The sequence below is a fragment of the Vibrio pectenicida genome, assembly GCA_024347015.1.
GTDB classification, from domain to species: Bacteria; Pseudomonadota; Gammaproteobacteria; order Enterobacterales; family Vibrionaceae; genus Vibrio; species Vibrio pectenicida.
Window position 1 is genome coordinate 335521 of sequence record AP024889.1, and the last position, 18963, is coordinate 354483.

Sequence of the window (18963 nt, forward strand, 5' to 3'; positions counted from 1 at the left end):
GTATTCTTATTTTGTTAATAGTCTGTTCTATATCACTAGATAGTGTTGTTGCTAGATCTTCAATTCAAATTTTCTGATAAACTTACACCAATTTGTTGATTTTTCGCTCGAAGGCTTAAAAAGTGACAACTACAGAAACAATCAATACGGATATGTTACTTGAAATGGAATCTGTCAATGTGATGCCATTTAGTGAGCACGATAAAATTATTCTCAGATCTTATGAGGCAGTAGTCGATGGTATTGCTAGTCTGATTGGTCCATTTTGTGAAATCGTGCTGCACTCTTTAGAAGATCTTAATACATCGGCAATCAAAATTGCCAATGGTGAAAATACGGGGCGTCAAGTTGGGTCACCGATTACTGATCTCGCGTTAAAGATGCTGCGTGATATTGAAGGTTCAGAACGTAACTTCTCACGTTCCTACTTCACCCGTGCTAAAGGTGGAGTATTGATGAAATCAATTACAGTGGCTATCCGTAATGGTGAAAATCGTGTGATAGGTTTACTGTGTATCAATGTTAATCTTGATGCGCCATTTTCACAGGTATTGCAGTCTTTTATACCAACTGAAGAGGCTAAGCAAGCTGCGTCTTCTGTCAATTTTGCTAGTGATGTTGAAGAGCTAGTAGACAAGACGGTTGAACGTACCATTGAAGAAATTAACACGGATAAATCGGTGTCTAATAATACTAAGAATCGTCAGATAGTAATGGAACTATATGATAAAGGTATCTTTGATATTAAAGACGCTATTAACCGAGTGGCAGATAGGCTGAATATCTCAAAACACACGGTTTATCTTTATATCCGCCAGCGTAAAACAGAGGATGAAGAAAATTGAGTTGCTTAACATACACCTTAGTGGTCAATGGAGCAGTTTATGGGGATCAGTCTGCACGTACAGCCTATCAGTTCGCCTGTAGTCTAATCAATAAAGGTCATCACTTAGTGAGTGTGTTCTTCTACCAAGATGGTGTTACCAACGGAACAGCCCTTAGTGTTCCAGCTAATGATGAGTTTGATCTTGCAAAAAGTTGGCAGTCATTAGCAGATAAGCATAATGTTCGTTTGGAAACTTGTGTTGCAGCTGCTCTGCGGCGTGGTGTTATCAGTGAAGATGAAGCAAGTCAGCACAATTTGATGAAAAGTAATCTTGCCAAGGGATTTCATCAGGCAGGGTTAGGTAGCTTAGCTGAGGCAATGCTGACTCAAAATAGAGTGGTACAATTTTGAGTAAGTTAACTTATTTGTTTAGAGCAGCTCCACACGGGAGCTCGTCGGGTCGAGAGGGAATTGATGCTTTACTCGCTGCCTCTGCTTATTGTGAAAATATTGATGTTATTTTTATCGGAGATGGTGTTTATCAGTTGATGGCTGGTCAGCAAACTGACAGCATTCTTAGCAAGAATTATTCACCCATGTTTAAGTTATTCGAATTGTATGACATCGAGCAGGTGTTTGTGTGTGTGGAATCTTTGGCTGAACGAGGACTGTTACAGGCAGATTTGGTTGTTGATGCTAAACGGTTAGATGCTGACGGTATAAAATCGCAGATTCATTGCTCAGATAAAATTCTCTCGTTTTAGGATTGTCATGTTACATATTTTGAAGTCGATAACTGCACTGGAAGAGGTAAATAAAGTTTACTTGGATACTGATATTTTACTACTCATTCAAGATGCTGTGTATGCTGTAAATCCTTTACATCGTACTTACCCCTTACTAAAAAAATTCAATATCCTAGTGCTAAAAAGTGATTTGGAGGCAAGAGGGATGCTTAATCGAGTGAGCCCATCGATTAATGTTGTTGATTACGAAGGTTTTGTTGACCTCACCGTTGAGCACGCCACGTCTCTAACTTGGGATTAACTCTGAGTATTGCTCGGTTCATTGAGCTATTTTTATCTATCAACATCGGAGTTGGATAAAAAAGATTCGTATATTTCTTGACACACATCTCACTGCTGAATAGAATTTTGCGTCCCTAATTGTCTTTGACGATTGGGAATAGATTTTTCACAAAGCTTACTTTCAAGTAATTCAGGAGCTAGTTAATGGCAACTATTAACCAGTTGGTACGTAAGCCTCGTGCAAAGCAGGTTGTTAAAAGCAACGTGCCAGCACTAGAAGCGTGCCCACAAAAACGTGGTGTATGTACTCGTGTATATACTACTACACCTAAAAAACCTAACTCAGCACTTCGTAAAGTTTGTCGTGTACGTTTGACAAATGGTTTCGAAGTGACTTCGTACATTGGTGGTGAAGGTCATAACCTTCAGGAGCACTCGGTTGTTCTAATCCGTGGTGGTCGTGTTAAAGACCTTCCAGGTGTGCGTTACCACACTGTACGCGGTGCACTTGACTGTGCTGGCGTAAATGACCGTAAACAAGGTCGATCTAAGTACGGTGTGAAGCGTCCTAAGTCTTAATGCTCTTCTTTTGAGAAAGAAGCGTTAAGTAAGGCCAAACACCAAAAATTATTAATTTTTGAAGAAACTGTAAAGTTTTGGATAACCTGAAGAATAAGACAACGGAGAAATACCATGCCACGTCGTCGCGTCATTGGTCAGCGTAAGATCCTTCCAGATCCTAAATTCAAATCTGAATTGCTGGCAAAATTCGTTAACATCCTTATGGTTGACGGTAAAAAATCTACTGCAGAGAAAATTGTTTACACTGCACTAGAAACTATGGCTGAGAAATCTGGTAAAGATCACTTAGCTGTATTTGAAGAAGCTCTTGAAAATGTTCGCCCAGCGGTAGAGGTTAAATCTCGCCGTGTAGGTGGTTCAACTTACCAAGTTCCTGTAGAAGTGCGTCCAGTTCGTCGTAACGCACTTGCTATGCGTTGGATGGTTGAGGCTGCGCGCAAGCGTGGTGAAAAATCTATGGCTGCTCGCCTAGCTGCTGAAATGCTAGAAGCTGCAGACAATAAAGGTACTGCTGTTAAGAAACGTGAAGACGTTCACCGTATGGCAGAAGCGAACAAAGCATTCGCTCATTACCGTTGGTAATACCTTTCATTACCGCGAGATTCCTCGCGGTATAACTCTAGTTCCTATGCGTAAGCTTAGGAACTATTGCTATATCTAGAACAAAGAAAAACTGCTCAGAGCCAGTAATGATGCAACTAGGAATAGCAATAGTCCCTAATTCAAGAGGATTCAAGCGTGGCTCGTAAAACACCTATTGAGCGCTATCGAAATATCGGTATTGTTGCTCACGTAGACGCAGGTAAGACAACCACAAGTGAACGTATTCTGTTCTACACTGGTCTTTCTCATAAAATTGGTGAAGTTCACGATGGTGCTGCCACCATGGACTGGATGGAACAAGAGCAAGAGCGTGGCATCACAATTACCTCAGCAGCGACAACAACTTTTTGGCGTGGTATGGAAGCACAATTCCAAGATCACCGCATCAATATCATCGATACTCCTGGACACGTAGACTTTACTATCGAAGTGGAGCGCTCTTTGCGCGTGCTGGATGGTGCCGTTGTTGTTTTTTGTGGTTCATCAGGTGTTGAACCTCAATCTGAAACAGTCTGGCGTCAAGCAGATAAATACCACGTACCTCGCATGGTCTTTGTTAACAAAATGGACCGCGCCGGTGCTGATTTCTTACGTGTTGTTGATCAAATTAAAAACCGTCTTGGTGCAACGCCTGTTCCCATCCAGCTTAATGTAGGAGCAGAAGAAGATTTTCAAGGTGTTATTGATCTTATCAAGATGAAGATGATCAACTGGAATGCAGCAGATCAAGGTACCACCTTCACTTATGAAGACATCCCAGCAGATATGATAGAGCTTGCTGAGGAATGGCGAAATAATCTTATTGAATCAGCGGCAGAAGTAAGCGAAGAGTTGATGGATAAATACCTTGAAGAAGGTGAGTTATCAGAAGCTGAAATTAAACAAGCATTGCGTACACGTACACTTAATAACGAAATTGTACTTGCCACCTGTGGAAGTGCATTTAAGAATAAAGGCGTACAGGCGGTATTGGATGCTGTTGTTGAGTACCTTCCATCTCCAGTCGATGTACCTGCAATCAAAGGGGTTGATGAGAAAGATAACGAAATTGAACGTCATGCAGACGACAATGAGCCGTTTTCAGCTCTAGCGTTCAAAATCGCGACTGACCCGTTTGTAGGTACGTTAACCTTTATGCGCGTTTATTCTGGAGTAGTTAACTCTGGTGATGCTGTTTACAACTCGGTTAAACAGAAAAAAGAGCGTTTTGGTCGTATCGTGCAAATGCACTCCAATAAACGTGATGAAATTAAAGAAGTCCGTGCTGGTGATATAGCTGCTGCGATTGGTTTGAAAGATGTAACGACAGGCGACACCTTGTGCGATCAGCACCATAAGGTGATTTTGGAGCGCATGGAGTTCCCTGAACCAGTGATTCAAATTGCTGTAGAGCCGCGTTCTGTTGCTGATCAAGAGAAAATGGGTGTTGCTCTAGGAAAACTAGCAGCAGAAGACCCTTCTTTCCGAGTAGAAACGGATGATGAAACAGGGCAAACATTGATTTCTGGTATGGGCGAGCTTCATCTAGATATCATTGTTGACCGTATGAAGCGTGAATTCAGTGTTGACTGCAATGTTGGTAAACCTCAGGTGGCTTATCGAGAAACTATCCGCGGTAGTGCGGAAGTGGAAGGTAAATTTATACGTCAATCTGGTGGTCGTGGTCAATATGGTCACGTATGGATTAAACTGGAGCCGTCTGGACCTGGCGAAGGTTTTGTCTTTGTTGACGAAATTGTGGGTGGTGTGGTTCCTAAGGAATACATCAGTTCGGTATCGAAAGGTATCGAAGAGCAAATGAACAGTGGCGTTCTAGCTGGTTATCCAGTGCTAGATGTTAAAGCAACATTGTTTGATGGTTCATACCATGATGTCGACTCTAATGAGGTAGCGTTTAAGATCGCTGGCTCGATGGCATTCAAGAAGGGATCATTAGAAGCGAGCCCTGTGCTGCTTGAACCAATGATGAATGTTGAAGTAACTACCCCTGAAGATTGGATGGGTGATGTTGTTGGTGATTTGAATCGCCGTCGCGGCATGATCGAAGGTATGGATGAAGGCGTGGCGGGTATTAAAATCATTCGCGCTCAAGTACCTCTATCTGAAATGTTTGGTTATGCGACTGATTTGCGTTCTGCAACTCAAGGCCGTGCATCATACTCTATGGAATTTAATGAGTATTCTGAAGTGCCTAAGAACTTTGCAAACACAATCATTGCAGAGCGTGGTTACTAAAAAAACGTATTAACCTTTAAAAATAGCAAGACTTTTTTGAAGATCAATACGTCCAAATATTGCGCTGACGAACGTTGGCGCATAAAATAGCAAATTCTGGCGCGTCGTGATCAATAACGTTCGCGGCGAATCATAACTAGGAAGGAACACGATCGTGTCTAAAGAAAAATTTGAACGTACGAAACCGCACGTAAACGTTGGTACTATCGGCCACGTTGACCACGGTAAAACAACTCTAACTGCTGCAATCTGTACAACTCTTGCCAAAGTGTACGGCGGTGTTGCGAAAGACTTCGCATCGATCGATAACGCTCCAGAAGAGCGTGAGCGCGGTATCACAATCGCTACTTCTCACGTAGAGTACGACACACCATCACGTCACTACGCACACGTAGACTGTCCAGGACACGCGGATTATGTTAAGAACATGATCACAGGTGCTGCACAGATGGACGGTGGTATCCTAGTTGTTGCTGCAACTGATGGCCCAATGCCACAAACACGTGAGCACATTCTACTAGGCCGTCAGGTTGGTATCCCATACATCATCGTATTCATGAACAAATGTGATATGGTAGACGATGAAGAGCTACTAGAACTAGTAGAGATGGAAGTACGTGAACTGCTTTCTGAGTACGACTTCCCAGGTGATGACTTACCAGTAATCCAAGGTTCAGCACTAGGTGCCCTAAATGGTGAAGAGCAGTGGGAAGCGAAGATAGTTGAACTAGCAGAAGCTCTAGATTCTTACATCCCAGAGCCAGAGCGTGCAATTGATTTGCCATTCCTAATGCCAATCGAAGACGTATTCTCAATTCAAGGACGTGGTACAGTAGTAACAGGTCGTATTGAGCGTGGTATTCTAAACGTAGGTAATGAAGTAGAAATCGTTGGTATCAAAGAGACGACAACTACGACATGTACAGGCGTTGAAATGTTCCGTAAGCTTCTAGACGAAGGTCGTGCGGGAGAGAACGTTGGTGCACTACTACGTGGTACTAAGCGTGATGAAGTAGAGCGTGGTCAAGTACTAGCGGCTCCAGGTTCAATCACTCCACACACTAAGTTTGAGTCTGAAGTATACGTACTGTCTAAAGATGAAGGTGGTCGTCATACACCATTCTTCAAAGGTTACCGTCCACAGTTCTACTTCCGTACAACTGACGTAACGGGTAACATCGAGTTACCAGAAGGCGTAGAGATGGTAATGCCAGGCGATAACATCAAGATGGTTGTAGAGCTAATCGCCCCAATCGCAATGGATGATGGTCTTCGTTTCGCGATCCGTGAAGGCGGCCGTACAGTAGGTGCTGGTGTTGTTGCTAAGATCTTCGACTAATTCATAGCAATTATTTGAAATCTTGTCCTCTTCTTCATGTTTGAAGAAAAGCACATCTAGAAAAAGAGAAGCTTCGGCTTCTCTTTTTATTATTTGGTTATAAAAAAAATGATACGATTGTGATTGGAATAATTAAATAATTATTCTTTTTTTTGAAAACTAATCAATAACTTATTTTTTTATTTAATGTAGAAAAAAATATAGCCATACTGGTAACTATTCTGAGCCTTTACTTCAGTCCTTCTTATATAACAAATCATTCTTAGATTATTTATTTAATTGTTGGTAATAATAGTTATTATCGTTTGTATTACCGTTATGGTTTTTATTATAGGTTTTATCTATGTATGTTTGTCTATGTCATGGTATTTCTGATAAAGAAATTAAAAAATTGATGTTGGAAGAAGGCATAACAGATATTAAAGACATCAAGAAATGTACTGCGCTTGGTAGTCAATGTGGTAAATGTATCAAGATGACAAAAGAAATCTTAAACGAAATAGAAATTTTAGAGCTATCTGAAGCTAGCTAGCGATAATTTTACGTATTTTGACACTCTCTAAATTGGTTCTACAGTTTAAGTTGGACCAAAAAGAGAGGTTGTGTGTAATGAAAGGCGATCCCATCATAATTCAACATCTAAATAAAATTCTCGGTAATGAGCTAGTGGCGATAAATCAATATTTTCTTCATGCGCGAATGTATAAAGATTGGGGATTAAAGCATCTAGCTGATAAGGAGTATCATGAGTCTATTGACGAAATGAAACATGCGGATCATTTAATTGAACGTATCCTTTTCTTGGAAGGTATCCCCAACTTACAAGATCTTGGTAAATTAATGATTGGTGAAGATACCAAAGAAATGATCGAGTGCGATCTTAAGTTAGAAATGGCGGCGATTCCCGATCTTAAATCAGCTATTGCCTATGCTGAAGACAGCCATGACTATGTGTCGCGTGATATATTCCAAGAAATATTGGAAGATGAAGAAGAGCATGTTGATTGGTTAGAAACCCAACTGGGTTTGATTGCAATGACTGGGATTCAAAATTACCTTCAAGCTCAGTATGTTGATGAAGATTAATTCGGCATACTAACTTATTACAGTCCTAAGAATGAAAAGCGGTCGTAAATGATGACGCTTACTATTTAGCCGCTTTATATTTTTCTTGCTTAAACTGCTTTGTTTCTGTACCATTCGTGCTCCTTAATCTCAGTCAATTATCTTTAGTTCCTTGCTTCCTGTGGATGACTGAGCCATTTGTGGAAGCTGAATAATCCGTAAGGAGCAACCAATGCGTCATTACGAAATCGTATTCATGGTGCACCCTGATCAAAGCGAGCAAGTTGCTGGCATGATCGAGCGTTACACTGGTTCAATCACTGAAGCTGGTGGTACTGTCCACCGTCTAGAAGACTGGGGCCGCCGTCAATTGGCTTACCCAATCAACAAGCTTCATAAAGCTCATTACGTTCTAATGAACGTTGAAGCTGACCAAGCTGTAATCGATGAGCTAGAAACAGCTTTCCGTTTCAACGATGCAGTTCTACGTAACATGATCATGCGTACTAAAGCGGCTATCACTGAGCAATCCATTATGCTTAAGCAGAGAGAAGAGCGTGCTCCTCGTCGCGAAGAGCGTACTGAAGCTAAGCCAGAAGCTGCTGCTGAGTAATTTTACTCAGATTTAGTACTCAGCCTAATTTAGGAGCAGAATATATTCTGTACTCTAGTTTAGGCAGACAACTTTAATCAAATTTAAGATCAGGAGATAGCCCATGGCTCGTTTCTTCCGTCGTCGTAAATTCTGTCGTTTTACTGCAGAAGGCGTACAAGAGATTGATTACAAAGACGTAGCAACTCTTAAAAACTACATCACTGAAGCCGGTAAGATAGTACCTAGCCGTATCACTGGTACTAGTGCTAAATATCAGCGTCAACTAGCTCGCGCTATTAAGCGTTCTCGCTACCTAGCTCTACTACCGTATACTGACAAGCATCAGTAATCGGTTCGTTTTATTAAGAAAGAGGATTAAACAATGCAAGTTATTCTACTTGATAAAATCGGTAACCTAGGTGGTCTTGGTGACACTGTAAACGTTAAATCTGGTTATGCTCGTAACTTCCTTATCCCTCAAGCTAAGGCAGTTATGGCGACTAAAGCTAACGTTGAAATGTTCGAAGCGCGTCGTGCTGAGCTAGAAGCTAAAGTTGCTGAGCAACTTACTTCTGCAGAAGCACGTGCTGAAAAAGTTAACGCTCTTGAAGCTGTTGTTATCGCTTCTAAAGCAGGTGACGAAGGTAAACTGTTCGGTTCTATCGGTACTCGTGACATCGCTGACGCAATTAATGCAGCTGGCGTTGAAGTCGTTAAGAGCGAAGTTCGTCTTCCAGAAGGTGCACTACGTAATACTGGTGAGTTCGAGATTAGCGTTCAACTTCACTCTGAAGTTTTCGCTACTGTTACTCTTCAGGTTGTTGCTGCTAAGTAAATTAGTATCAAACTTAATAAAAAAGCACCTCTGCGTTGAGGTGCTTTTTTTATAGCGAAAACAATAGATTGATTGAGAAAATACTGTCGGAATTTTGTAAGCCTTCCGGTACTCGATCATGATATTGCCGAGAATACGAAATTTTTAGGGCAATATATTCATTGATATTATTGGTTGCATTTAGTTCCGTATCTGTTCTCACATTGCTATCGCCTGCCACCAGTGTTACACCTGCCGATAAATCTAAGTTTTTAGTAATATGCCAGCCAGTTTTTACGTGGCCTCGGAATATGACCTCTTCGACTTGTTCATCAAAGGCTAAATCGTCGTCGTCAATCTCATCTGTGTTTGGCTCTTGGTAGCGGTAACCTGGACCAAGCTCTAGTTCAAGAATAAAAGTGTCGGTATTGTAAAATTGGTAGCCTAACCCGCCAGATAGCGTGTAGTCTTTAAAATAAGCACTATAGCGAGAATCGACACCTTGGAAGTTTCCATAAAGGTATGTTTTCGGCCCTAGTTTATAGTCACTTTGTGCTAGATATGTTGATTGCCGTTTGTCTTCTTCACCATCTTTGTAAAGCTGGTAATATTTCCATTCCCCTGTCGTTCGGTGGCGCCCAGAGAGGTATTCAGCACTTAGCCGTGAATTGACTGAGCGTGAGTCAGTATTTCCTGTGTGCGACTGGTAACCGAACTCAATTTCGCTTTTCCAAGGGGAGGGTATGTCAATCTTATCTTGGCTTTGTTCTGCTTCATCCGCATAAACGATGGAGCTAAGCAGTAGGCTAGTTGTTATGAGCCAAAGTTTTGTCACTCACTGCCTCTTTTTAATCATGGTATTGGGTGAATAGTAGGGAGTTTTTATATAATTTCAGTCATATCTAAGTTAATTCTACACGAGAAGCATTTAAACTCCTTGTTTATTACAGACATCAGGTTCATTCTAGCTATAATGAGCGATCAAAATTCAGTTGCTGAGCACTAACATGGCAGATCCTAAAACCGATAATCGTAGTAAAAAGCCAATAGACGCCCAAGTGGACGTAATCAAAGCCCCTCCTCACTCTATAGAAGCCGAGCAGTCCGTTATTGGTGGTTTATTACTTGATAACGAGCGTTGGGATACTGTCGCTGAGCGTGTTGTCGCTAAGGACTTTTACAGCCGGCCTCATCGCTTAATGTTTGAAGCCTCTCGAGTCATTCTTGAACAAAGCGATCCGCTCGATTTGATCACTTTATCAGAGTTCCTAGAGCAACGTGAACAACTTGATGATGTAGGTGGTTTTGCTTATCTTGCGGACTTGGTGAAAAATACTCCTAGTGCCGCTAACATTAATGCCTATGCAGATATCGTGGCTGAACGCGCACTGACTCGTGACCTAATTGGTGTTGCAAATGAAATTGCAGACGCAGGTTACGATCCTCAAGGTCGTTCTTCGGAAGATCTGTTGGATATGGCAGAGAGTAAAGTATTTGCTATTGCTGAATCAAGGACCAGTGATAGTGATGGTCCGCAAAATGTTGACAATATACTTGAAAAAACGCTTGAACGGATAGAAATCTTATATAAATCGCCCCAAGATGGTGTGACTGGTGTAACGACAGGGTTTACTGACTTAAATAAAAAAACAGCGGGTTTGCAAGGCTCTGATTTGGTCATTGTCGCTGCGCGTCCTTCGATGGGTAAGACGACATTTGCGATGAACTTGTGTGAAAATGCAGCTATGTCACAAGATAAGCCAGTATTAATTTTTTCTTTAGAAATGCCATCAGAGCAGTTGATGATGCGTATGTTAGCGTCACTTTCTCGAGTTGATCAGACTAAAATCCGTACTGGTCAACTGGACGACGAAGATTGGGCTCGTATTTCTTCGACCATGGGGTTATTAATGGAAAAGAAGAATATCTTTATTGATGATAGCTCTGGTCTAACCCCGACAGAACTTCGTTCGAGAGCTCGTCGTGTTGCACGTGATAACGGTGGTTTGTCAATGATTATGGTTGACTACCTGCAACTAATGCGTGTTCCATCTATTACCGAAAACCGTACACTAGAGATTGCCGAAATCTCACGATCATTAAAAGCCTTAGCGAAAGAACTTAATGTCCCAGTGGTTGCTCTGTCCCAGCTGAATCGTTCATTAGAACAACGTGCAGACAAGCGCCCAGTCAACTCTGATTTACGTGAATCAGGTTCTATTGAGCAGGATGCTGATTTAATAATGTTTATCTATCGAGATGAGGTTTATAACCCTGATAGCCCGATGAAAGGAACGGCTGAAATTATCTTAGGTAAACAACGTAATGGGCCTATAGGTTCCGTGCGACTGACGTTCCAAGGACAATGGTCACGCTTTGATAATTATGCCGGTCCTGCATTTGATGTGGATGATGAATAACACATGAGTTATATGAAAGCAGCAACTGCGTGCATTGATTTAGACGCATTAAAACACAATCTCAAACAGCTAAAGTCTCAAGCACCTAAAAGTAAAGTTATGGCTGTGGTAAAAGCTAATGGCTATGGACATGGCTTGCGGCATATTGCCACTAATGCAGAAGGTGCTGATGCATTTGGTGTTGCGAGAATAGAGGAAGCGCTACAACTACGTGCTAGTGGCGTTGTGAAACCAATTTTGTTACTGGAGGGTTTCTATTCATCAGGTGACTTGGCTGTTCTGGTGACTAACAATATTCAGTCAGTAGTACATTGTAAAGAGCAGCTTAATGCATTAGAAGCGGCGGAGTTAGAAGCCCCAGTCGTTGTATGGCTAAAGATAGACAGTGGCATGCATCGGCTTGGTGTCAGACCTGAGCAATATCAAGAGTTTGTTTCTCGTCTCAAAGCCTGTCCAAATGTTGCAAAGCCTTTACGTTATATGAGTCATTTTGGATGTGCTGATGAGGTAGATAAACCTACGACAACAGAGCAGATAGAGCTATTTATGTCTTTAACCCAAGGGTGTGAGGGTGAGCGCTCTTTAGCTGCTTCAGCAGGTGTTTTGGCTTGGTCTCAGAGCCAACTGGATTGGATTCGCCCTGGGATCATAATGTACGGCGTTTCACCATTTAATGATAAAACGGCTGAGCAAATGGGTTATAAGCCTGTGATGACTTTAAAATCTCATTTGATTGCTGTCCGAGAGGTTAAAGCCGGTGAGAGTGTTGGGTATGGTGGGGTATGGACTTCTCAGTGCGATACTAAAGTGGGTGTAATCGCGATTGGCTATGGTGATGGCTATCCGAGAATGGCCCCTAATGGAACCCCTGTAATGGTTAATGGGCGTAAGGTTCCTGTCGCTGGGCGTGTTTCTATGGATATGCTAACAGTTGACTTAGGGGCTGATGCTGCTGATAAAGTCGGCGATGAAGCTATTTTATGGGGTAAAGATCTTCCGGCTGAAGAGGTTGCTAACCACATTGGAACTATTGCTTATGAGCTAGTTACTAAACTTACATCTAGAGTTGAAATGGAATACGTTAAAGCCAGCAAAAGTTAAAAGTCAACCACTCACAATGATTTGAAAAAAAATATCATTTAATCAATGGCTTCCCTACGTAGGTGGGGCTATTTTTTGGGCTGTGTCACCTTGCAAAGTAGCGATAACACATCTGCTTTGCGCACTGTTTCTATGTTCTCCTAAATAGATCCCCTGCCATGTCCCTAATGCCAATTGACCACCTTTGATAGGAATAGCGACACTACTTCCAATGATTGATGCTTTTATATGCGCTGGCATATCATCGTCTCCTTCGTAGACATGTTGATAGTACTTCGCTCTTTCAGGTACAAAATGATTGAAATGCTTTTCCATATCATGACGCACTGTAGGGTCAGCATTCTCATTAATGCTGAGGCTTGCCGAAGTATGCTGGATAAATAACTGTAATATTCCGGCAGAAATCGATGCTATTTCGGGTAATTGTTGTTCTATTTCATCGGTGATGAGGTGAAAACCACGTGTTTTTGTTTTGAGTTGAATGCTCTTTTGGCTCCACATGTTGCTTCCTCTAAAATCTATTTGGCAAATGACATCATTGTCGGTATCGTTAGTGTTAGGAATTATTTCAAGTTTTATAGTTGAGTAATTAACTATTATGATTTAACTCAATAATACAGTTTCTGACCTAGTCATAATGTCGTTTGAAAATTTATTACCAAGTTTTGTTCACTTGTTTAGATGTAAGAACAGGACTATTTTGCTTTATTGGGGCTGCTACTGGTCGCAGTTCTCCTCATTATCTTGACCAAACCAAGTAGAATTATATCTACTCTAACATCGGGATCGTCACCATGTTGAAAAATATTAATCCAACGCAAACACCAGCCTGGAAAGCACTTACAGAGCACTTTGAGTCAGCACAAGATATGGACCTACAGGAGCTATTTGCTCAAGATGAGGCTCGATTTGAAAAATTCTCTGCTCGATTTGGTTCTGACATTCTTGTTGATTATTCGAAAAACTTAATCAATGACGAAACTCTCAAGCATTTGTTCGCTTTGGCTAACCAGACTGAGCTTATGTCCTCTATTCAAGCTATGTTTGGTGGCCAAGCCATCAACCAAACGGAAGGGCGTGCTGTGTTACACACAGCGCTGCGTAACAGAAGTAACAAACCTGTTTTGGTTGATGGTGAAGACGTTATGCCTGCTGTCAATGCTGTGTTAGACAAAATGAAATCATTCACTGAGCGTGTGATTGAAGGTGATTGGAAAGGGTACACAGGGAAAGCGATTACGGATATTGTCAATATTGGTATCGGTGGCTCAGATCTTGGCCCCTATATGGTGACAGAAGCCTTGGCTCCATATAAAAACCATCTCAATCTCCATTTTGTATCGAACGTAGATGGTACTCATATTGTTGAAACGCTAAAGCCTTTAAACCCTGAGACAACCTTGTTTTTGATTGCTTCTAAGACTTTTACCACTCAAGAGACCATGACCAATGCGCATACAGCTCGTGATTGGTTCCTTAATGTAGCAAGTGATGAGGCCCATGTTGCCAAGCATTTTGCTGCCTTGTCTACCAATGCAACGGCTGTTTCTGAGTTTGGTATCGATACTGACAATATGTTTGAGTTTTGGGATTGGGTAGGTGGCCGGTATTCTTTATGGTCTGCAATTGGTCTATCAATTGCGCTTGCCGTTGGTTTTGACAATTTCGTTGCGCTTCTTGAAGGCGCACATGAAATGGACAATCATTTTTCCTCGACTGAACTAGAAAATAACCTCCCAGTTATTCTTGCTCTGATTGGCGTGTGGTACAACAACTTTCATGGTGCTGAGTCAGAAGCAATTCTGCCTTATGATCAATATATGCATCGTTTTGCGGCCTATTTCCAGCAAGGTAATATGGAATCAAACGGTAAGTATGTTGATCGTGATGGACAAGCTGTGACATATCAAACCGGTCCTATTATTTGGGGTGAACCGGGTACTAATGGTCAGCATGCCTTCTATCAACTAATCCACCAAGGTACTAAGCTCATCCCTTGTGATTTTATTGCGCCAGCGAAAAGTCATAACCCTGCTGGTGATCATCACCAGAAATTGATGTCAAATTTCTTTGCGCAAACTGAAGCGTTAGCGTTTGGTAAAAGTGAATCTGCTGTGAAGGAAGAATTTACCAAAGCTGGTAAGACTGAAAATCACATGGCAGATTTGGTTGCCTTTAGAGTATTTGAAGGCAACCGTCCGACCAATTCTATTTTGCTGAAAGAAATTACGCCGCGTACGCTAGGTAATCTTATCGCAATGTATGAACATAAGATCTTTGTTCAAGGTGTGATTTGGAATATCTTTAGTTTTGACCAGTGGGGAGTTGAGCTAGGTAAGCAACTTGCTAATCAAATTTTGCCTGAACTTGTAGGTGAATCCAAAGTCACCACTCACGATAGTTCAACTAATGGTTTAATCAATGCTTTCAAAGCCTTTAAAGCTTAAGGTTTGAGTTATTCTTGATGTCCTGAATGAAAAGTACCACCTAATCAATTGCTTATAAAACGTCCGGTTATTTAGCTGGCGTTTTATAGTGTGCAGGTTGTTAGCTGATTAGACGGTATGGTCAATGCTGGCCTGAGTGTCAGTATGGGTTGCGAACTTTTGACCCAGCAAGGCGACTAATTGATCGTAATATTGCATATTTGGTTTGTTCCCCAGCAGTTTGCATAGTTCATTACCTGTTGGGCTAAATCGATAATAAAGCAGACGAACCCCTTTAGTGTGTGCTTGAAGTGAAAGCTGCTTGCCTTGGTAGGCAAGTGGTAAAGGTGAGTCTAATTCAATTTCCCCTGATTCTAGTTCTGTGCCGTGCATTAAACCTAGCTCGAATAAAACCAATAGACTTGAATAAGGCAACTTAAAACTACCCACATTGATGTTGCCTGTAATACTGCGTTTGCTAAAGCTAAAAATCCCCCCTTGAGCACGAAATCCTATCAGCAGTTTACGACTACTATCTCCACCAAAACTACAGGCTAAGGAAGCGGCTCGTTGTAGAACTTGGGCTTCTTTGGGTGACATATCCTTGAGCGTTTTTAAGGCTTTCATGGAAGTAGAACCAGGATTGGTTACTTCACGTTTGAGCACTTGGGCCCAAAGACGTTGCATGGAAGGACTGTGTACTTCCTGAGCCATGTTGAAGAAGCGTTGTAGCCAGTCATGATCTGGGTCACTAGCTGTTTCATCTTTACATGATAGATGCGCCAGCTTAAGAATTTGCTCGAGATTTTTCTGTTGTAACTCTTTTTGCCGCCGCTCACGAATTAAGGCTCGCTCCAATGCGGTTTTTTCTGGAGAGTCTTTTTGCAGTAATGCATCTAGTCCATGAGATTGAGCAATGCTCAGGATGCGACTTGAGCTATCCTTGATGTAATTAGGTTTCTTTTCATGTCGCGACTCAGCGCTTGGCTCATGATCGATAACCACAGGTTTTTGTTTCTCGGACATGTAAATACCTAGCAGAAATTGACATCTTTTAAATTTACCTCTTAACGGGCTGAGCCGCCAGAGAAACTCTGTGAGCAATCTTTGAAAATTGGCGCTATGCCAAATGATAATAACTTGTTAAAATTGTTGTAGATGCTTGGAGGGTTCATGAGATTTTTAAATGATAATAGACTGAAAAAGCACCTGTCACTTACCTTATTATTCTTTGTTTATCTGGCAGTATTGGTTTATCTGTCTAGATATGTGTAAAGAAAACGGATAGTTGACAGGTTACTTATTTGTTAATAAGTTTTAGACTTTTTAGTAGTCATCATATTCTTCAATGCTAGTGCCCTCCAACATGTAGCCTGTCTCAGCGAGATCGTGACTCATGCTCGCTGTTTTTAATTTCCCAACGACATAAATTACATCCCAAAGTTGCTGTACTGGAGCCCCTTTGGGGAATTTCACATAGACAATTTGATTTGGCGGCGGTGGTGGTACATGGATACATGCCCCAAAGTATGGGACGAGTAAGAATTCAGTGACCTTATTCGCATCGCCTTCTAAGGGAATCACAAAACCCGGAATTTTGACCTTGCTGCCATTAAGATCTTGACGTACTTTGCCTGTCAATGATTGTTGGGCAGCTTTGCCTGAGTGATTAGCCATAGGCATACCTTGAGCGTCTAACTGGTTACGTTCACTTTTAGGAATCAAGTCTATCCAATCTAGCTTAAGGGTATCTTTTTTAGTTTTTACCTGAACATCTTTTTTCGGATTCTTGACTGTATTTTCGGTGGTAGTCTTTATTGCATTCTGTGTAGCATTTTTGGCAGTATCTTCTTTAGCACTCACCAAGCCAGTGGCCAATGAGCCAATGGTAATAAAGAGCATGATTAATAGTTTTTTCATATTTAAACTCGAATCGTCATTCCGTCACTAAGTGACTGTTTATAAGCACGAAGTGCTGGTATGAAGCCTATCACTGTACCCGCTAATTGTACCGCCGCAAGTAGCTTCCACTCATAATGAGATAAGGCGACCATTTCAATGTTAATTCCGTAGTTCTGTTGAATAAGTGGCGCGATGATAGCTAATAGGGCATATAAGATAGCAACGCCGACAATCAGCCCAAGGAAGGTGAGTGTGCTGGCTTCGAGTACAAGTAACGATAATATGTGTCTTGGCCTTGCTCCCATTGCACGCAAAATCGCCATTTCACGGCGGCGTTCATGCAAGCTAGTTAGTAGGCTCGAAAGCATGCCAAGTAATCCTGCAATAACAACAAATACCGAAATAACCATTAATGCTTGCTCTGCAACTGACATCATTCCCCATAATTCGTGCAATGCAACGCCTGGGAGAATTGCGCTAAGTGGTTCCTTGGGGTAAGTATTGATTTGACGCTGCAATGAAAAAGCTTGGATTTTAGAGTTAAGGCCTAATAGCATTGCAGTGATTTGCTTGGGCTGAAAGTTCTGACTCTCTAATTGCTCGGAACTCGGGGTGTTGCCGAGGTGTGCACCAGACTCCCAGCCTATATGTATCGCTTCAATTGCTTCAAGCGATACATGCACTGTTTTATCTACTGGAGTACCGGTTGGTGCAAGGATACCAACGACTTTGAAGGGCAGGTTATCGTGACGACTGAATCCGACATCACCTATCCCGTGGGCAATAATGATATCACTTCCAATGTGGTAGCCTAATTTTTGGGCCACATCTGAACCGATGACGGTTTCAAATAATCCATTGAACTCTTTGCCCTTGGATATCACTAACGGATGTTTTTTCCCATAGCGATAGTGCTCGAAGTAACTGTGGTTGGTCCCCATAACGCGGAACCCTTTATGTGAATCGCCTAAAGAAATTGGAATTGCCCATTTTACCGCGTTGTGATTGCTGAACTCTGTAAAACTTTTCCAATCGATATTATTGGTGGCATTGCCAATACGAAAGACAGAGTAAAGCAGTAAGTTGACCTGTCCCGAGCGACCGCCAACGATGAGATCCGTCCCTGAAATAGTATTAGCAAAGCTGTTTTTTGCTTGAGTGCGAACACGCTCGACTCCAAGTAACAAAATGACTGAGATAGCGACTGTCAAGATGGTTAACATCGCAGTGACCCTGCGATTGCGGACACTCTTCCAAGCAAGCATAAGTGTTGTGGTCATGACTTTACTCCTGCTTGGTTAATTTGATTAAGGTTTAAGGTTCGATCGAACATGCTTTCCAAGGTTGGATCGTGGCTGACAAACAGCAAGCTTGATTGAGCTTGATTTATTTGACCAAGCAACAGCTCGATAAAGGCACTACGGTTGTCGTAGTCAAGTGAAGAAGTGGGCTCATCTGCAATGATTAATGCAGGTTTGCCAATTAATGCTCGTGCTGCCGCAACACGTTGCTGTTGACCGATACTTAATTCAACCACAGGTTTGTGCATTAGATGTTCTGGCAGGTGAAGTTTGTTTAGCAAATCTTTTGCTTCTTCGGTAAGTGTTTTTTCAAGCTTAGATCTGCGCAGTTTTGAAAACTGACAAGGAAGAGTGACGTTTTCAATCACATTAAGGTAAGGAAGTAGATTAAATTGTTGAAAGATATATCCAATGTTATCGGCTCGGAATTTATCCCGTTCGCTACCCAGCATCTGAGAGAGGTCTTTACCTAATACCTGTAGCTTTCCGGTATTTATTGTATGGATACCTGTTAGTAGCCCGAGCAAGGTTGATTTTCCACAACCGCTAGGACCTTTGATAAACAGGTGCTCCCCTTTTAGGATAGATAAACTATCTAGGTTTAGTGTTGGTGTATTATTGCCTGGCCAAGTAAAAGTGACCTGATCCAACTCGACAACACCATTATTGGTATTTTTTATCATCGACATGACCTGAACAAAAAAGCCTGAAAGCTAGAACCTTCAG

General features: G+C 41.7%; 22 protein-coding genes. 16 read left to right on the forward strand and 6 right to left on the reverse strand.

What is annotated here, in order from left to right:
- The first annotated feature begins 122 nt into the window (after positions 1-122).
- The 13 genes from OCV27_RS01605 to rplI all read left to right on the forward strand — a co-directional run bounded on the left by OCV27_RS01605 (position 123) and on the right by rplI (position 9108).
- Entirely contained in the window at positions 123-845 is a 723-nt protein-coding gene (locus tag OCV27_RS01605; RefSeq protein ID WP_125319287.1) for a helix-turn-helix transcriptional regulator, read from the forward strand.
- Positions 842-1237: a sulfurtransferase complex subunit TusD gene (gene tusD, locus OCV27_RS01610; RefSeq protein ID WP_125319288.1), complete on the forward strand. Its 396-nt coding sequence runs from the start codon at positions 842-844 to the stop codon at positions 1235-1237. Before OCV27_RS01605 ends, tusD begins: the two co-directional genes overlap by 4 nt.
- On the forward strand, positions 1234-1590 hold the full coding sequence (tusC, locus tag OCV27_RS01615; RefSeq protein ID WP_125319289.1) for a sulfurtransferase complex subunit TusC: 357 nt from the start codon (positions 1234-1236) through the stop codon (positions 1588-1590). Before tusD ends, tusC begins: the two co-directional genes overlap by 4 nt.
- Before the next feature lie 7 nt (positions 1591-1597).
- Positions 1598-1873, forward strand: a complete 276-nt coding sequence (tusB, locus tag OCV27_RS01620) for a sulfurtransferase complex subunit TusB (protein WP_125319290.1) — start codon at positions 1598-1600, stop codon at positions 1871-1873.
- Between the two features lie 185 nt (positions 1874-2058).
- On the forward strand, positions 2059-2433 hold the full coding sequence (gene rpsL, locus OCV27_RS01625) for a 30S ribosomal protein S12 (protein WP_004399892.1): 375 nt from the start codon (positions 2059-2061) through the stop codon (positions 2431-2433).
- Between the two features lie 114 nt (positions 2434-2547).
- Positions 2548-3018, forward strand: coding sequence for a 30S ribosomal protein S7 (rpsG, locus tag OCV27_RS01630; protein ID WP_125319291.1), 471 nt, complete (start codon positions 2548-2550; stop codon positions 3016-3018).
- A 156-nt stretch (positions 3019-3174) separates the two neighbouring features.
- A complete protein-coding gene (fusA, locus tag OCV27_RS01635; RefSeq protein WP_125319292.1) occupies positions 3175-5274 on the forward strand; it encodes an elongation factor G in 2100 nt (699 codons plus the stop codon).
- Between the two features lie 154 nt (positions 5275-5428).
- A complete protein-coding gene (gene tuf / locus OCV27_RS01640; RefSeq protein WP_125319293.1) occupies positions 5429-6613 on the forward strand; it encodes an elongation factor Tu in 1185 nt (394 codons plus the stop codon).
- 343 nt (positions 6614-6956) lie between these two features.
- Complete coding sequence (locus OCV27_RS01645; protein ID WP_125319666.1) at positions 6957-7145, forward strand: (2Fe-2S)-binding protein; 189 nt, start codon at positions 6957-6959, stop codon at positions 7143-7145.
- A 77-nt stretch (positions 7146-7222) separates the two neighbouring features.
- Positions 7223-7699, forward strand: coding sequence for a bacterioferritin (gene bfr, locus OCV27_RS01650; RefSeq protein WP_125319665.1), 477 nt, complete (start codon positions 7223-7225; stop codon positions 7697-7699).
- 211 nt (positions 7700-7910) lie between these two features.
- Positions 7911-8291 carry a 30S ribosomal protein S6 gene (gene rpsF / locus OCV27_RS01655; RefSeq protein WP_125319664.1) on the forward strand — a complete coding sequence of 127 codons (381 nt, stop codon included), beginning with the start codon at positions 7911-7913 and terminating at the stop codon, positions 8289-8291.
- Positions 8292-8394: 103 nt separating this feature from the next.
- Positions 8395-8622 carry a 30S ribosomal protein S18 gene (gene rpsR, locus OCV27_RS01660; RefSeq protein WP_000090472.1) on the forward strand — a complete coding sequence of 76 codons (228 nt, stop codon included), beginning with the start codon at positions 8395-8397 and terminating at the stop codon, positions 8620-8622.
- Between the two features lie 33 nt (positions 8623-8655).
- Entirely contained in the window at positions 8656-9108 is a 453-nt protein-coding gene (gene rplI / locus OCV27_RS01665; RefSeq protein WP_125319663.1) for a 50S ribosomal protein L9, read from the forward strand.
- A 49-nt stretch (positions 9109-9157) separates the two neighbouring features.
- Here rplI and OCV27_RS01670 read toward each other — a convergent pair whose 3' ends face one another.
- Positions 9158-9922 carry a DUF481 domain-containing protein gene (locus OCV27_RS01670; protein ID WP_125319662.1) on the reverse strand — a complete coding sequence of 255 codons (765 nt, stop codon included), beginning with the start codon at positions 9920-9922 and terminating at the stop codon, positions 9158-9160.
- A 172-nt stretch (positions 9923-10094) separates the two neighbouring features.
- Between OCV27_RS01670 and OCV27_RS01675 the strand changes: the two genes are divergently transcribed.
- Both OCV27_RS01675 and alr read left to right on the forward strand, forming a co-directional pair.
- Positions 10095-11507: a replicative DNA helicase gene (locus OCV27_RS01675; RefSeq protein WP_125319661.1), complete on the forward strand. Its 1413-nt coding sequence runs from the start codon at positions 10095-10097 to the stop codon at positions 11505-11507.
- Between the two features lie 12 nt (positions 11508-11519).
- Positions 11520-12608: an alanine racemase gene (gene alr / locus OCV27_RS01680; RefSeq protein WP_125319673.1), complete on the forward strand. Its 1089-nt coding sequence runs from the start codon at positions 11520-11522 to the stop codon at positions 12606-12608.
- A 54-nt stretch (positions 12609-12662) separates the two neighbouring features.
- Here alr and OCV27_RS01685 read toward each other — a convergent pair whose 3' ends face one another.
- Entirely contained in the window at positions 12663-13109 is a 447-nt protein-coding gene (locus OCV27_RS01685) for a secondary thiamine-phosphate synthase enzyme YjbQ (RefSeq protein ID WP_125319660.1), read from the reverse strand.
- Positions 13110-13402: 293 nt separating this feature from the next.
- Here OCV27_RS01685 and pgi point away from each other — a divergent pair, with 293 nt between their 5' ends.
- A complete protein-coding gene (gene pgi / locus OCV27_RS01690; RefSeq protein ID WP_125319659.1) occupies positions 13403-15055 on the forward strand; it encodes a glucose-6-phosphate isomerase in 1653 nt (550 codons plus the stop codon).
- A gap of 108 nt (positions 15056-15163) precedes the next feature.
- On the opposite strand, the gene OCV27_RS01695 is transcribed toward pgi, so the two are convergent.
- The 4 genes from OCV27_RS01695 to OCV27_RS01710 all read right to left on the reverse strand — a co-directional run bounded on the left by OCV27_RS01695 (position 15164) and on the right by OCV27_RS01710 (position 18920).
- Positions 15164-16060 carry a TIGR03899 family protein gene (locus OCV27_RS01695; RefSeq protein WP_125319658.1) on the reverse strand — a complete coding sequence of 299 codons (897 nt, stop codon included), beginning with the start codon at positions 16058-16060 and terminating at the stop codon, positions 15164-15166.
- Positions 16061-16360: 300 nt separating this feature from the next.
- Positions 16361-16954: a DUF3299 domain-containing protein gene (locus OCV27_RS01700; protein WP_245986636.1), complete on the reverse strand. Its 594-nt coding sequence runs from the start codon at positions 16952-16954 to the stop codon at positions 16361-16363.
- Between the two features lie 2 nt (positions 16955-16956).
- Positions 16957-18216 (reverse strand): ABC transporter permease, encoded by a 1260-nt coding sequence (locus tag OCV27_RS01705; RefSeq protein WP_125319657.1) that lies wholly within the window; start codon positions 18214-18216, stop codon positions 16957-16959.
- Complete coding sequence (locus OCV27_RS01710) at positions 18213-18920, reverse strand: ABC transporter ATP-binding protein (RefSeq protein WP_125319656.1); 708 nt, start codon at positions 18918-18920, stop codon at positions 18213-18215. The genes OCV27_RS01705 and OCV27_RS01710 overlap by 4 nt, the downstream gene beginning before the upstream one ends.
- Positions 18921-18963 lie beyond the last annotated feature (43 nt).